Consider the following 15,402-nt stretch of genomic DNA (forward strand, 5'->3'; position numbering starts at 1 on the left):
ATCACCTCGGGAATCGTGCGGCGATGGCCGCGGCGGTCTCGGTCAGTTGGGGGACGAGCGCGATGAGTTCGTCGAGGCTGCGTCGGAAGACGGGAGCGGCGAGAGCCAGTGAGGCCAGCAGCCTCCCGTCGAGGTCGAAGACCGGCACGGCGAGGGCATTCATTCCGATGTCGTTCTCCTCGGACTGGCCGGCCCACCCGCATTCGCGGATCTCTTCGAGCCGGCGGCGCATCCGGTCGGGTTCGGTGATCGAGTTCGGGGTCCGCGCTTCGAGTTCGAGGGCGTCGACTGTGGCTTCGGCATCCGGGTCATGCGCGAGCAGGGCCTGCCCGATCGCCGAGGTGTGCAGCGGAGATTCGTCACCGGGATCGGTCGTCGTCCGAAACTGGGGACCGTCGACCGTGAGCACGGTCAGCGCGGAGTTGCCGCGCCGCACGGCGAGGATGCTCGACTCCCCGGTGGTCGCCGTGAGGTCCTCGAGGAGGTCCCTCGTCGCCCCGGTGAGACCTCGGCGGTGGGCGACCTTCTGCGCCAGGCGGAAGACCTCCATGCCGAGGGTGTAGATCTTCGTGCGCGGGTCGAAGCTCGCGTAGCCGGACTCCACGAGTCCGCCGAGGAGGCGGTAGGACGTCGAGAACGGGTAGCCGGTCGCCTCGGCGGCTTCGCCTGCACTGATGCCCTCCGGGGATGCACCGAGCAGATCGAGCATCTCGAAGGTCTTCGTCACCGAGTTCGACCCCTTGGGCGGCATCTCCGGCCTCCTTGCGCTAGTGGGGCTGTGCGGTGGGCTGTCATCTGTCCGCGGACGCAGATCCTCTGCGGGCGGCGTTGACAGACTATGTCATCTCAATCACACTGTAAACCACAATGTAACAATCATTGCCACACTATGGCAATGCGGAGTCCAGTTCAGTCCGGTTCCATGGGCCGCCGACGGACCGTGAGAGTGAGAGATGCGAGGAAGCATGAGCAACGCGATCGAGGAAGCTCGCCCGACGAAGACGCCGCTGCGTGCGGCCCTGTCGAGCTGGACCGGCTCGGCTCTCGAGTACTACGACTTCGCCGTCTATGGAACTGCGGCGGCGCTGGTGCTCAACACCCTGTTCTTCCCCGAGACCACGGCCCCGGGGATCTCGATCCTCCTGGCCATGGGCACAGTCGGAGTCGCGTACGTCGTCCGGCCCCTGGGCGCACTCATCATGGGTCCGCTCGGCGACCGCTTCGGGCGGAAGTTCGTCCTCATGCTCACCCTGTTCATGATGGGCATCTCGACCTTCCTCGTCGGCTGCCTGCCGACCTATGATCAGGTCGGCATGCTCGCGCCGGTCCTCCTCGTGCTCTGCCGCGTCATCCAGGGGCTCTCGGCCTCCGGTGAGCAGGCGAGCGCGATCTCGGTCTCGCTCGAGCACTCGGGCGAGAACAAACGCGCCTGGACGACGAGCTGGACCCTGCACGGCACCCAGGCGGGCACTCTGCTGGCCACCGCGGTCTTCATCCCCTTCACCGCCTTCCTGCCCGACGAGGCCCTGTTCAGCTGGGGCTGGCGAGTGCCGTTCTGGCTCTCCGCGCTCGTCGTGCTCACAGCGTGGCTCATCCGCCGCGGCCTCGAGGAGCCGCCGGCGTTCAAGGAAGCACGCGTGGACAACCCTCCCCTCATGCAGGTCTTCCGGTGGCACAAGGCCGCGGTGCTGCGGGTGGCCGCCTGCGCCATGGTCAACACCGTGAACATGGTCTTCACCGTCTGGTCGCTGTCGTTCGCCACCTCGATCGTCGGACTCGAACGATCGACCATGCTGCTGGTCTCGGTCATCGCCAATGCCGTGGCCCTGCTCGCGATTCCGGCCGCCGCGCTGCTGTCCGACCGGCTCGGACGCAAACCCGTCTTTGTCACCGGTGCCGTGGGCGCCGGACTGATGATGTTCCCGTACCTGGCCGCGGTCTCGGCCGGGAGCTGGCCGCTCATCTTCGTCTTCGGCGCCCTCATGTCGGGCTGCGCCTATTCGCTGGCGAACTCGATCTGGCCGTCGTTCTACGCCGAGATGTTCCCCACCACGGCGCGGGTGACAGGATTGGCCCTGGGCACCCAGATCGGCTTCGCCGTCTCCGGCGGTCTGGCCCCGGTGCTCGCCTCCGCCGTGGCCGGAGCCGGCGGAGAGAATTGGGTCTCCGTCGCAGGCTTCACCGCGGGAGTCTGCATCGCCGTCGGGCTGGTCGCGATGACGGCTCGCGAGACGAAGGGGCTGAGCTTGGAAGAGATCGACACCGTCCATGAGGAAAGGGCACGATGAGAACCTCGATTGCCACGGTGTGCCTGTCCGGCACACTCGAAGAGAAGCTGCACGCGGCCGCCCGGGCCGGTTTCGACGGAGTGGAGATCTTCGAACAGGATCTCCTCGTCTCCCCCGACTCCCCGGAGACCATCGCCGGACTGGCCCGCGATCTGGGTCTCAGCCTCGACCTGTATCAGCCCTTCCGCGATTTCGAAGGCGTCGAGGAGGACCGGTTCCAGCAGAACCTCGTCCGTGCGCAGAAGAAATTCGAGCTCATGACCCGGCTCGGCATGAACACCATGCTGCTGTGCTCCAATGTCGGCACGGCGACGATCTCCGACGACGGCATCGTCGTCGAGCAGCTGCGACGCCTCGGCGATCTGGCTCAGGGCTACGGCATCGACGTCGCCTATGAGGCACTTGCCTGGGGCCGGTTCGTCTCCGAATACGATCATGCCTGGGACCTCGTGCGCTCCGCAGACCATCCGCGCATCGGCACCTGTCTCGACAGCTTCCACATCCTCTCGCGCGAAACGGACCTGTCTCGCATCTCCGAGATCCCGGGTGAGAAGATCTTCTTCCTCCAGCTTGCCGACGCCCCTGCGCTGTCGATGGATGTCCTCAGCTGGTCCCGTCACCACCGGGTCTTCCCCGGCGAGGGCGCATGGGACCTCACCGACTTCCTCACCCGCGTAGCTCTGACCGGGTACGCCGGTCCGGTATCGCTCGAGGTCTTCAACGACTCCTTCCGACAGGCCGACACTCAGCGCACCGCCGTCGACGGCCTGCGCTCACTGCGCTGGCTGGAGGCGAGCGTGGCCGCCGATGTCGACATCCGCGACGTCGCTGCACGCGGCGATGACGCGGGTGGCGGGGCACGTGCAGGCGGAGGCGATGCTGCACGCGACGATGACGCGGGTGCTGCCGGTGCCGGCTCCGGCATCGCTCTCGATCTGCAGCCTTTGCCCCGAGTCGCCGCCCCCTCGGGCATCGACTATGTGGAACTGAGCACCGACGACCTCGGCACGCTGACCCGACAGCTGCACCAGCTCGGATTCCGGTTCATCGGCTTCCACCGCTCGAAGCAGCACGTGCAGCTGTGGCGGCGCGGCAGCGCGCGCATCATCATCACGGAGGTGGAACCGGACTCCGCACGTGGGACCTTCCTCCGCGGGATCGGCTTCGAGGTCGCGGACGCCTCTGCGAGCATGGACCGGGCCTCTCTGCTCCATGCGATCGAGGTTCCGCGGGAGCAGACCCACAACGACGAGGTGCTGCGCGGCGTCTTCGCCCCCGACGGCTCGGAGGTCTTCTTCCACCAGACGACCGGCGACGATCCCGTCTGGGTCGCGGAGTTCGGCGCCGGCGGCGTCGAACGGTCCTCGCACATCGATCACATCAATCTCGCGCAGCCCGCGCATCATTACGACGAGGCGGTGCTGTTCTACACCTCCCTGCTGGCCCTTGAAGCCCAGCCGTCACAGGACGTACCGAGCCCTGCCGGTCTCGTCCGCTCCCAGGTGATGTCGAGCCCCGACGGTGCGGTGCGGATCCCGCTCAACGTCTCCCCCACGCGCACCACCGAGGTCACCGACCGCGGCACGGGCGCGGTCGGTGAGTCCTATCCCGAGCATGTGGCCGTCGCCTGCGAAGACATCTTCGCCGCCGCTGCGACGGCCCTGGCCCGTGGTCTCGATTTCCTCGAGGTGCCGCAGAACTACTACGAGGACCTCGAAGCCCGTTTCGCTCTCGACCCGCAGCTGCTTGAGCGGCTGCGCGAGCACAACATCCTCTACGACCGCGACGAGGGCGGAGAGTTCCTGCATTTCTACACGGCCACGATCGGTTCGGTGTTCTTCGAGATGGTCGAGCGACGGGACGGCTACCGCGGCTACGGTGCTCCCGATGCGCCGGTGCGGCTAGCCGCCCAGCATCGGCGCAACGCGGGCCGCTGAGTCGACAGGAACCAGCGACTCGGCCCAGCCCACTGGATCCCAGCGGGCACTCAGAACGGTGCCGCGCCGGTCGTCCCCGGTCTCGAGTAGGGCGTCATCCAGTCGGATCCGAGATCTTCCTCAGGCCCCAAGGTCGAATTCCGATCCACGGCTTCGGCACAGAGCTCACGATCGAATACCGAATCCCACCCCTCGGCCTCAGGTTCGAGTTCGTCTTCCAGACCATACGGGAAGACGAAACTCTCACGCTTCGGATCCGGCAGGAGCCGCCGGTGCGAGACCTGCCAGACGATCTGCTTGACCACCCGGCCCTCGACGCCGAGGAAATCAGCAGTCGCGTCGATCAGTTCGAGCACGTAGTCGTCAGTGGTGACGACGAAGAAGCCTGCCACCTCGCCGATGTAGCCCTGCACCCTGTGGTCGATCTCGAAGTGATCGGACCCGGCCAGCATGAGCAGGTTCCGCCAGGAGATCCCCGACTTCTGACTGGGCAGAGCCCACCACCCGCGAGCCACCTCATTGGCATGCCGGCCGGTCGACGGTTCGTCACCGACTGCGGCGAGGAGGTCGTCGACGGTGTCGATGTCGTGGTCGGCCATCAACCGGGTCGCACGGTCGACGACCTCGGCCCTGAGCATCGCCCCGGGCTGCACGTTGGCGGGCTTGAGATTGCGGATCACCTTCCGGGCCCACACTTCCGCCCCACCTGCCGCGGCGATCGAGTAGCGCAGCGATTTCGCGCCGTCGGCACGGCCACGCCGAGCGATGTACCTGTCGGCGACATTGTCGACCGCGGTCGGATGAGATCCCGTCGAATAGATCGCGTCGAGGATGCACAGTGCGAGGCTCCCGGAGTAGCCGATCGACAACGGCTCCCCGCGGTCGTCGAGGAATTCTTCGCAGCGATACGCCAAGCTGCGGATGCTTCTGGTCGTGATCTCCATTGTTCTGACCTTCCGTCATGCGCCGCACCCTGCGACGCGCTGCCGCCGACTCCGATGTCGGAAGCATGACTGAAACATTAGACGTCGGCACTGACACGGCATGCTCGCCCGACAATAGAACACATCTTTCACATGGGTTCATCTGCAGAGACGTCGAACGCGTCGGCATGACCGGCTCCTCGACTGCACCGATTGCCATACAGACGCATCCAACCCGCACGTCAACCGGGGCTGACAGCAGATCACAGAGGGCATTCCGCGACTAAAAGCACAGGAGCACCCCCAGCCTTGGCAGGCATGGTGGGCTCTGGCATGGTTAAGGCATGAGTACAGTCGAGATCATCATCGACGGGCCGCTGGCCCGCGCAGCCCGCGCCCTGTGCCGAGTCTCGGCGAAGGAAGTCGCGTCCAAGGCCCGCCTCGACAAGTCCGAGCTCAAACGGTTCGAAAAAGGTCTCGAGGACCTCACCGAACAGCAGGAGAACCGGCTTCACGAGGCGCTGCAGGAGTTCGGCGCCCAGATCATTCCCGACGACAAGGTCGCAGGCTATGGAGTGCGCCTCAAGTTCAATCGGGCCAAGGTCCGTGCCATCGAACGCTGGGAAGGCGAAGGCGGCACCGCGGCCGACGACGACGTCTGAGTTGGCACGACTGTGGCCCCGGACCTGCCATGGGCAGTTCCGGGGCCACAGGTGCATTCACAGGCGTCGGCGGACCATTCGGCGAGCCCCCTCGGCGCCGGTGGTCGTCAGCTCCGTCCGATGAACTCGAGATTGTCGACGACGCGGTTGGAGAAGCCCCATTCGTTGTCGTACCACGCGACGACCTTCACATGCTTGCCCTGCACGCGGGTGAGCGCCGAGTCGAAGATCGACGAGGCAGACTGACCGGTGATGTCGCTGGAGACGACCGGTTCGGTCTCGTACTCGAGGATGCCCTTGAGCTCGCCGTCGGCTGCGGTCCGGTAGGCGTCGAGCACCTCGTCGCGGGTGACCTCACGGGACACCGTCGTGTTGATCTCGACGATCGAGCCGACTGGCACCGGCACACGGATGGCGTCGCCGCTGAGCTTGCCGTCGAGCTGCGGGAGGACGAGGCCGATGGCCTTGGCCGCGCCCGTCGAGGTGGGAATGATGTTCTCGGCCGCGGCGCGGGCACGACGGGGATCCTTGTGCGGGCCGTCCTGGACCATCTGGTCACCGGTGTAGGCGTGGACCGTGGTCATGAAGCCCTGCTCGATTCCGGCGAGGTCGTCGAGCACCTTCGCCAGCGGAGCCAGCGCGTTCGTCGTGCACGAGGCATTGGAGATGACGGTGTGCTCGGGCTTGTAGGCCTCGCTGTTGACACCGTAGGCGAGAGTGACATCGGCACCCTTCGAGGGAGCGCTGACGAGCACCTTCTTGGCCCCGGCGGTGAGATGAGCGCGTGCCTTCTCGGCCTTTGTGAAGCGGCCGGTCGATTCGAGGGCGATGTCGATGTCGAGCTCGCCCCAGGGCAGCTTCGCGGGGTCCTTCTCGGCGAACACCTTGATCGACGTGCCGTCGATGACGATCTCATCGTCCTTCGCTTCGACGGTGTGGTTGAAGCGGCCGAGGGTCGTGTCGAACTTCAGCAGCCGGGCGAGATCCTCGACCGGGCCGAGGTCATTGATGGCCACGACCTCGAGCTCGCTGCCGCGCTCGATGAGGGCGCGCAGGGTGCTGCGTCCGATGCGACCGAAACCATTGATGGCGATACGAGTCAATGTCACTCCTTGAACACGGGATTCGTCTTGATATCTCCATCATGGGCGCTTGAACGCCTCGGCAACAGTGGCCAGTCAGACAATCTACGCAAGCTTTTCGCCAGTCCTATTGCCAGATGCCGAAAGTTTCCGGCCAATGTGATCGTGGCCTCGAATACGGCTCTAAATCCGCTGTCGAGACCGTCCCGACAGCGGGCCGGCTCACCCCTGAAAGGAGTGCCGGTAGTCGTTCGGTGACGTCGAGAGGATGCGCTGGAAGTGCATCCGCAGGTTCGCACCAGTGCCCAGACCGACCTGGTCAGCGATCTGCTCGATGCCGAGATCGCTGTTCTCCAGCAGTTCCCTGGCGAGATCGACTCGGGCCCGGAGCACCCACTGCATGGGGGTGTAGCCCGTGTCTTCGACGAAGCGGCGGGAGAAGGTGCGCACGGAGACTCCGGCATTGGCGGCGAGGTCCCGCAGTGTCAGTTTCTCGCCGATGTGCTGCAGCGCCCATTCGCGAGTGTCGGCGAAGTCGTCGCCGAGCGGATCGGGCACGCTGCGGGGCACGTACTGCGCCTGGCCGGCACTGCGATAAGCGGCGGCCACGAGCCGTCGCGCAACCTGGTTCGACAGGCCGACACCGTGGTCGTTGCGGATGAGATGGAGGCAGAGATCGATCGCCGAGGCGGCTCCTGCAGAAGTGAGCAGCCGTCCTTCATCGATGAAGAGGACGTTCTCGTCGACTCTGATGGACGGATAACGTCGCACCAGCTCTTTCGCGGTCGACCAGTGCGTCGTGGCGCGGCGTCCGGCCAGGAGGCCGGTGCGAGCGAGGGCGAAGGTGCCCGTCGAGATCGCCGCGATCCTCGCCCCGCGCTCGAAAGCCGAGAGCAGTGCGCCGACGACGGCCGCCGACGGTTCGTCATCGACCACCGAGGTGGCTCCGGGAATGATGATCGTCTCCGCCGTCTCGAGGGCTTCGAGTCCGGAGCCGACGGTATAGGAGAGTCCGTCGGCCCCGGAGATCGTGCCGGGTCGGACTCCGCAGACCTCGACCGTATAGGGCCAGGTTCCGCTCGGCAGCACTCCCCCGCTGGCGGCTGCGGCATACACCGTGTCCGGTGCCGCTGTGGGCGCGGGAGACAGCGCGGCAGAATCGTGTGCGACGGAGGGGTTCGGGACGGGCGGGCTCTGGACTGTGGGATGGGGACCCGGCTGGTTCGCAGCGGTGAGGTGCGTGCCGGACGGGTTCGAAGCAGCCGTGGTGCGCACCGGTGTGGCATTGGATTCGGCACCGAAGACCTGCACCGGAACCCCGAGATCCATCGCTGACACCCCGTCGAGGGCCAGCACCAGGAGGCGGTGCGGGCTCGAACGGGGCATTCTGCGATGGGAGGTTCGAGACTCATCACTCATGGTCGGGACTCAGTGGTCGTGGGCTCCGCTGAGCTTGAAACCGAGACGACCATGGGTGAAGGCGCCGCCGGCCCGGATCGCCGCGGCGGTCCATGCGGTCTCGGCCAGCTCTCCCTCGGTGGCGCCGGCTTTGACTGCGGCGTTCGAGTGAGCGTCGATGCAGTACGCGCACTGAGTGGTCAGGCCCACGGCGTAGGCCATGAGCTCTCGGTACTTCAGGGGGATCTCACGGCCTTCGGGTGCGAAGACAGCGTTGTTGAACTCGCCGAATGCCTTGAGGATGTCCGGCGTCGTCTCCTTGTAAGCCCGGTCGTACTCGGCGTCGCCTTCGCGATCCTGGAAATCACTCATTGCTGCTCCTTCTGAGGTCGGTGTCCTTCCGCTCGTCACGCTACCGCCTCACAGCAGGGCATGTCGCCCATTCGGGTGGTGGTTCTGAGCGGTTCACCTGCTGGGTGGTCGTTCTGGGCGGAATTTTCCCAAGGGCAGTCCGCCCACAATGACCACTCAAGCGGTCTACACCGTCGTCGTGGACAGACCGGTTCGGCGCCACTGAGCGGCGCTCGGCCGCCGCTAGACCGGTTCGGCGCCACTGGGCGGCGCTCGTCCGCAGGCTGTCAGCAGAGGGTGTTCTGCGCCGCGAGCGGAGCTCCGGCGACGCCTGGGACGGCGAGGTTCGGTGCAGCGAGTCTCGGGAGCTTCGCCGGGTCCTCGTTCTCCTGTGCCTGCGCTTGCGTCCCCTCGCCTGGCGCGCGCTCGGTCTGGGAGGTCGGCACTGCCTCGGCGATGGCTTCGAACATGGCCAGGGTGCCGTGCTGGGCGGCCAGACTCACCGGCTCGGGGTCGCTCGAGAGCTTGACGCCGACAGTCTGCGTGGCGCGGTCGATGTAGAGCATCTGGCCATGGATGCCGATGCCGATGACGACATCGCGGTTGGCCGAGGGCACCCAGAACTGGCTGCGGTACATACCTCCCGGGTACGAGCAGCCGGAGGGCGAGGCGGCGAAGACCTCCGCCGAGTCCACGGCTCCGGTGAAGATGTCATCGACCCAAGCCGCGGAGAGGACTCGTTCGCCGTTCGCGGTCGTGCCGCCGCGGGCGATCATCTCGCCGAACCGGGTCAGGTCGCGCAGGGTCGTGCTGATGGCCCCATCGGCGATCGCTCCTCCCCATCGGTCCTGGCAGACCTGGGCCGCGTGGGCGGCGCCGATCTTCGACCAGACGAATTCGCTGGCGACGTTGGAGAACGGCTGGCCGGTGGCCGCCTCGGCGATCCATGCGAGCACGTCGGTCTCGCAGCTGCGGTAGACGAAGGCCGAACCGTGTTCGCGTTCGCTGCTCAGCCCGGTGAGGAAGTCCTTGATCCCATTCGCCGAGGCGGCCGTCCGGGGCGCGAAATCGACGGCTTCGAACAGGGCCCGGATCTCGGAGCCCTCCTCGAGGTACTCTTCGGAGAACCTGATGCCCGATCGCATGTCGAGCAGGTCGCGGATGGTGGCTCCGGCGTAACCGGACTCGGCCAGGGTCGGCACGTGTGTGGTCACCAAGTCGGTCGGTGCAAGTCTCCCGGCGTCGGCGAGTGCGCCGATGACCGTGGAGACGATGGACTTGCTGACGGAGAAGAGCATGTGCTGGCGGGCGGGCTTCATCGGCCACGCATATTCTTCGGCCAGCGCCACGCCGTCGCGGGCGACCAACCAGGCGTCGGTGAAGGTGTTCGTCAGGACATCGCCGACGGTGGACCAGCTCTCGTCGGCGGCGGACCACTTCTCACGGTCGATGCGCAGAGGCCGGAAGTCGTGCTCCTCGGTGACCAGCTCACGGACGGGTCCGATTCCGCGTGGAATGCCGCCGACGGGGAAGATCTCCTCCATCCGGGTCAGCGAGAAGGCGAAGTACTCCGGCCATTTCCAGGAGTCGAGGTCGATCCGTTCGAGGACCGCCTCGGAGGGGTCGACGATGGCGTCCTCGCTTGCCGAGGTCAGTTCCCCTGCACGAGGGAGAGTGATATCCGGCGCCGAGGCGGGAAAGTCGGATCCGTCGGGCGTGCCGGGCTCGTCGAGCGCAGCTGCTGCAGTGACGTCCGGCATACGAGAGCCCGTTGTGTCGCTCGTGTCGGGGGCAGTCTCTGCCGCGGCGGACCCGGCGTTGCCCCGAGTGGACTTCCCAGGTCGCTTAGCACCGACATCCGGGCCTGTGTCGATGCCCCTCGTGTTGCCGGACAGCGCACCGATGCGACGGTTCGACGAGGTCACCGGGCGGGGCAGAAACGTTTCGTCTTCGCTTGCCATGTCACCTCCACTGTCTCGATCCGAACGGCTCCGCGAACGCGCGGGACTGTCCCGTTGCGCAGGGAACAGACTACCCGGAGGAGGTGAAACTCCGTAGTCGAAACGGGCTTCCCGGGCGACATCGCACGAGTCGCGTGGGCATACTGAAACGCTCACCAGGTCCGATGCAACGATTGATTACCAATCAGTTATTCACCTGAAGACCGGGCAGATCGACTGGTCAGATCCGGGCCGTCGAGGTGGCAGGGCCCCAGCCGGCCCACCTTCTACCCGCGACTATAGGTCACTATCGGATACTTTCTGCGCTCAGAAGTATCCGATAGTGACCTATGTTTGCCGGCCGAGGTCCGAATGCGACCAATATTCGGCGCCGAAGTGCTCGCCGGTCGCGCGGAGCTGCTCCATGCTCGGCCCGTGTCTCGGCGCAGGCCAAGAGACAGGCGCAGCCCCGGGGACAGGCGCAGGCCAAGGGACAATTGCGTTCTCTCAACCGGCCGTCGTCCTTGAGCCAGACCCGCGTGCAGCCGTCGGCCCCTGGGCCAGCTCCTCGCGCAGCCGCGGCCGTCCGGGCCAGGCCATCAAGGTTCCAGCCCAGCCCCTACACCAGTCCTTTGTCCTCGGCGACGCGGATGGCACGGGCTCGCGAGTCCACGCCGAGCTTCGTGAAGACGTTGACGAGGTGGCTCTTCACCGTCGCCTCGGTGACGAAGAGCTCCTGAGCGATCTGCGCGTTGGAGGCTCCTGTGGCCAGGAGCTTGACGACCTCACGCTCCCTCCGGGTCAGCTTCGGACCGGGATTGCGCATGGCGGCGATGACCTTCGACGAGATCTCCGGAGGCAGATACGTCTCCCCACGTGAGGCCTTCTCGATGGCCGTCGAGATGTCGCTGGGGTCGATGTCCTTGAGCAGATACCCTGCGGCACCCGCGTTGAGCGCGCCCACGATCTCGGAATCGTTGTCGAAGGTGGTGAGGATGAGCACCGCCGGCGGCTTCGGTCGCGCTCGCAGTCGTCTGGTCACTTCTATGCCGTCGATGCCCTCCCCCAGTCGCAGGTCGCACAGGACGACATCAGGGTCGAGTTCGTCGACGCGCACCAGCGCCTCCTCGCCGCTGCCGACCTCGCCGACGACAGCGATGTGCTCGGGGGCATCGATGACCGACTTCAGACCGGCCCTGACCACCGGGTGATCGTCGACAAGAACCACTCGGATCGTCATTTGCCCTCTCCTTCGTCTTCGGCGCCGCTCGTGCGCTCATCCCCCGCGTCACCGCCGGCATCCTTCTCGCCGAGGTGGCCCGTCGTCACGCTCCCACCCGACCGAGTCACGCTCCCACCCGAGCGAGGCGACAGGCCCGATGGCGTCGGCAGGATCGCTGAGATCGCGAAGCCCGAACCCTGTGCCGACTCGATCACGAGCTCCCCGCCCAGTTCACGCATGCGTGCAGCGATGAAGTCGAGACCGAAGCCGGAGTCCGAACTCCGCGACCGCTCCTGCGGCTCTGCCATGCCCACCCCGTCATCGACGATGTCCATGCGGATGGAGCCTTCCGCATCCATGAGGCTGACCATCACTCGACTCGCCTGCGAATGCTGACGGACGTTGGCCAAAGCCGACTGAGCGGTCCGCAGCAGCGCCACTTCCGCCTCGGCGGGCAGAGGAGGGAAGGTCTCATCGACCTCGACACGGCCGCGGATATCGGTGTCCTGTTCGAGGCGGGTGAGCAGTCTGCGGATCGCGGCGGTCAGCGCCCCGTCCTCGAGCTCGGCCGGGGCCAGGGCCGCGATGATGCGGCGGACGTCACGAGAGCTCTGGGCGGCGAGGTCCTCGACTTGGACGAGCACCTGGCCGGCGTGGTCATCGGCGGTCCGCTCCGCCTCGGCGTGGGCGATGAGCCTGATCGACGAGATCGACTGCGCGATCGTGTCGTGGATGTCGCGGGAGACGCGGGTCCGCTCCTGGATCTCACCGGCATGGCGCTGGGTCAGAGCGAGCTCGTCCTGGAGGTCGAGCAGATTCCGATGGGCCAGTTCGAGGGAGCGCAGCAGCTCCTCGCGGCGGCGTCCTTCACGGAGCAGTTCGATGTAGCCCCGAGAGAGGCCGAGGGCGAAGACGGCGCCGATGAGGGATCCGATGATGCTCGGCGCGAGCACCTGTCCGTAGTGCGCCAATGGGGCGGCAACGGTCGCGATGTAGGTCAGCGCGGTGAAGACGACGGCGATCCGGAGTGAGAACAGGTGCCCGGCCAGCAGCCAGAGGAGAAAGGCGATCCAGATGAATTCGGCGGAGACGAGCAGGGTGCACAGCCAGGCGAGTGCGAGGACGATCAGCCACCATTTCGCGAGCACGAGCGCACCTGAACGGGCGGCACGGATGGCGCCGAGGGCGTACCAGGCGAGGAAGACCACGCTGACGGCGATGGCGGCGAGAAGCGGCGCCCCGCTGGAGACGGCGCGGATGCAGGCGATGACGGTCAGGGCGAGCGCGATCGCGTGCTGGCCGATCTCCATCGTCCGCTCTGTCCATCTGCGTGCGCTCACGTCGCCGCCTTCCTGCGGATCAGCCTCGGCGGTGATGGCGCCGGGACGATCCTCTTTCTGCTCTCTCGGTTCTTCCTGTCCACTCAACCACAACTGCCGCCGGTCGTGCGCGGATGGCGGGTGAACGACTGGTTCGGCCACCACATCCGGTTGCCCACGAGACCGAAGATCGAGGGCACGATGACGGTGCGCACGATGATCGTGTCGACGAGCACGCCGACTCCGACGATGAGGCCGAGCTGGCCGAGCACCATGAGCGGCAGCATGCCGAGTGCCGCGAACACTCCGGCCAGGACGATGCCGGCGCTGGTGATGACCCCACCGGTGTGGGCGACGGCCTCGATCATGCCCTGGCGGCCGCCGTGGAGAGCCGATTCCTTCTTCGCGCGGTGAGCGAGGAAGATCGAGTAGTCGATGCCCAGCGCCACGAGGAAGAGGAACGCGAGGATCGGCACCTGCGCATCGAGTGCGGCCTGACCGAAGATCGTCCGCGACAGGAACGCGCCGAGCCCGATCGCCGCTGCCGAGGACACCACGTTGACGAGCAGCAGGGTGAACGCCGCGATGGGGGCCCGGAGGATGCCGAGCAGGATGATGAAGCTGATCGCCAGGACCATCGGGACGATGGTGAGGAAATCGGCCCGGTTGCCGTCTCGGGCGTCGAGCTCCGTGGCTGCGGCACCGCCGACCTGAGCATCGGCCCCGTCGATGGCGTGGACCTCGTCGCGAATCTCCCCGACGAGGTCGAGCCCCTTCGCGCTGTCCGGTTCGTATTCGCCGGTGACCATGATCTTCGTGACCGAGGTGCCGCCGATGTCCGTGTCCTCGATCGCGGAGGCGCGCACGACGCCGTCCATGTCGGACACCGAATCGACGACATGGTCGGCGTGGTCGGTGTCGGCGACGACCCAGATCGGCTGCGATTCCCCGGGCGGGAAGTGGTCGGCGAGGATGTCGAGGCCCTGCGCCGATTCGGACTGGACCCGGAATTTCTCGGTCTGGTCGAGCCCGATCGAGGACCCGATGAAACCGGTGGCCATGACGCCGAGGATGACGATTCCCGCACCGAGGTGCAGCCACGGTTTCCGTACTACGCGAGTGGCGATTCTCCGCCAGATCGAGGGCTTCGCCGAGGCGGCCCCGCGGTCGGCGGGGGCGGATTCCGCACCGGCGGTCTCCGAGGCGGTCGGGACGAAGGGCCAGAACATCTTCTTTCCGCAGATCGCGAGCACGGGCGGCAGGGCGATCAGCACCGCGGCAGCAGAGATGATGAGGCCGACGGCGGCGGTGATGCCGAGGCCACGGGTGCCGGGGATGACGGCGAAGACGAGGCTGAGCAGGGACAGGACGACTGTGAGGTTCGAAGCGAGGATCGTCGTCGCCGTGTGGGTCCACGCTTCGGCGAGCGCCGCGCGGTGGTCGGCTTCGCGGCGCAGCTCCTCGCGGTAGCGGGAGATGAGCAGGAGGGCATAGTTCGCGCCCGCGCCGAAGACGAGGACGCTGATGATGCCCGCATCGAACTGCAGGTCGAGAGCGTCGCCGACGGCGGCAGTCACGGTCGAGGCCAGTCCGTCGGCCGTGCCGATGACGATGAGCGGCAGCAGCCACAGGACGGGCGAGCGGTAGGTGATGATGAGCAGCAGCGCCACGATGACTATGGTGACGATGAGCAGGGTGAAGTCGGCTCCGTCGAACGCCGAGGCGATATCGGCGCCGATCGCAGGACCGCCGGTGACCAGCAGGGACATGCCCGAATCGGCCAGTCCGGCCGCGGTCGGGTCGGCAGCGATCGTGGCGCGCAGCTCGTCGACGGTCTCGGCCGTGTCGGAGTTCGTCAGACCCACCTCGATGGGCACCATGAGCAGAGCCGCCTGCTCGTCATCGCTGAGGATGGGGCCGGTCACCTTCTCCGATGACGCCTTGGTCAGGGAGCCGGCGAGACTCTCGAGCTCGGACCGGTCACCGGCGCTCAGCGTGCTGCCGTCGGTGTTCGAGGCCACGATCATGACGGACTGCTTGTCCGCCTCGGGGAACTTGTCGAGGATCCGCTGGGCCTGAGCGGATTCGGAATCCGCCGGAGCGGTCTCGTTGGGCCGGTCCTCGCCCGCGCCGGACAGCAGTCCGAAGATCAGGGCGACGAGGACGACCACCCCGCCGAGGACGAACCACGAACCGCGCTTCGATGTCAGCGTGTGGGCGGTTTTGATCAATGATGAGGTCATGCCTCAAGTCCATCAATCGCCGGGCGCGGGCACATCG

The 15,402-nt window shown here is 66.5% G+C and carries 12 protein-coding genes; 3 read left to right on the forward strand and 9 right to left on the reverse strand.

Annotation, left to right across the window (positions count from 1 at the left end; translation table 11 throughout):
* Position 1: 1 nt before the first annotated feature.
* Positions 2–751, reverse strand: coding sequence for an IclR family transcriptional regulator (locus IIE29_RS04430; protein WP_209323948.1), 750 nt, complete (start codon positions 749–751; stop codon positions 2–4).
* A gap of 214 nt (positions 752–965) precedes the next feature.
* On the opposite strand from IIE29_RS04430, the gene IIE29_RS04435 reads away from it, so the two are divergent.
* Positions 966–2,288 (forward strand): MFS transporter, encoded by a 1,323-nt coding sequence (locus IIE29_RS04435; protein WP_209323949.1) that lies wholly within the window; start codon positions 966–968, stop codon positions 2,286–2,288.
* The gene (locus tag IIE29_RS04440) at positions 2,285–4,225 is read left to right on the forward strand and encodes a bifunctional sugar phosphate isomerase/epimerase/4-hydroxyphenylpyruvate dioxygenase family protein (RefSeq protein ID WP_209323950.1); all 1,941 of its coding nucleotides are present in this window, start codon (positions 2,285–2,287) and stop codon (positions 4,223–4,225) included. Before IIE29_RS04435 ends, IIE29_RS04440 begins: the two co-directional genes overlap by 4 nt.
* A gap of 50 nt (positions 4,226–4,275) precedes the next feature.
* Here IIE29_RS04440 and IIE29_RS04445 read toward each other — a convergent pair whose 3' ends face one another.
* A complete protein-coding gene (locus IIE29_RS04445; RefSeq protein ID WP_209323951.1) occupies positions 4,276–5,169 on the reverse strand; it encodes a hypothetical protein in 894 nt (297 codons plus the stop codon).
* Between the two features lie 323 nt (positions 5,170–5,492).
* Between IIE29_RS04445 and IIE29_RS04450 the strand changes: the two genes are divergently transcribed.
* Entirely contained in the window at positions 5,493–5,810 is a 318-nt protein-coding gene (locus IIE29_RS04450; RefSeq protein ID WP_209323952.1) for an XRE family transcriptional regulator, read from the forward strand.
* Between the two features lie 107 nt (positions 5,811–5,917).
* On the opposite strand, the gene gap is transcribed toward IIE29_RS04450, so the two are convergent.
* From gap to IIE29_RS04485, 7 genes are all read right to left on the reverse strand, one after another.
* The gene (gene gap, locus IIE29_RS04455) at positions 5,918–6,913 is read right to left on the reverse strand and encodes a type I glyceraldehyde-3-phosphate dehydrogenase (protein WP_209323953.1); all 996 of its coding nucleotides are present in this window, start codon (positions 6,911–6,913) and stop codon (positions 5,918–5,920) included.
* Positions 6,914–7,114: 201 nt separating this feature from the next.
* Complete coding sequence (locus IIE29_RS04460) at positions 7,115–8,278, reverse strand: GlxA family transcriptional regulator (RefSeq protein WP_246475678.1); 1,164 nt, start codon at positions 8,276–8,278, stop codon at positions 7,115–7,117.
* A 42-nt stretch (positions 8,279–8,320) separates the two neighbouring features.
* Positions 8,321–8,662, reverse strand: coding sequence for a carboxymuconolactone decarboxylase family protein (locus tag IIE29_RS04465; RefSeq protein WP_209323954.1), 342 nt, complete (start codon positions 8,660–8,662; stop codon positions 8,321–8,323).
* A 266-nt stretch (positions 8,663–8,928) separates the two neighbouring features.
* Positions 8,929–10,602, reverse strand: coding sequence for a serine hydrolase domain-containing protein (locus IIE29_RS04470; RefSeq protein ID WP_246475679.1), 1,674 nt, complete (start codon positions 10,600–10,602; stop codon positions 8,929–8,931).
* Positions 10,603–11,200: 598 nt separating this feature from the next.
* Entirely contained in the window at positions 11,201–11,821 is a 621-nt protein-coding gene (locus IIE29_RS04475; protein WP_209323955.1) for a response regulator, read from the reverse strand.
* On the reverse strand, positions 11,818–13,143 hold the full coding sequence (locus IIE29_RS04480; protein ID WP_343071786.1) for a sensor histidine kinase: 1,326 nt from the start codon (positions 13,141–13,143) through the stop codon (positions 11,818–11,820). The genes IIE29_RS04475 and IIE29_RS04480 overlap by 4 nt, the downstream gene beginning before the upstream one ends.
* A gap of 83 nt (positions 13,144–13,226) precedes the next feature.
* Positions 13,227–15,365: an MMPL family transporter gene (locus IIE29_RS04485; RefSeq protein ID WP_209323956.1), complete on the reverse strand. Its 2,139-nt coding sequence runs from the start codon at positions 15,363–15,365 to the stop codon at positions 13,227–13,229.
* Positions 15,366–15,402: the final 37 nt, after the last annotated feature.

The sequence above is a fragment of the Brevibacterium renqingii genome, from assembly GCF_017808095.1.
In the GTDB taxonomy this organism is placed as follows: domain Bacteria; phylum Actinomycetota; class Actinomycetes; order Actinomycetales; family Brevibacteriaceae; genus Brevibacterium; species Brevibacterium renqingii.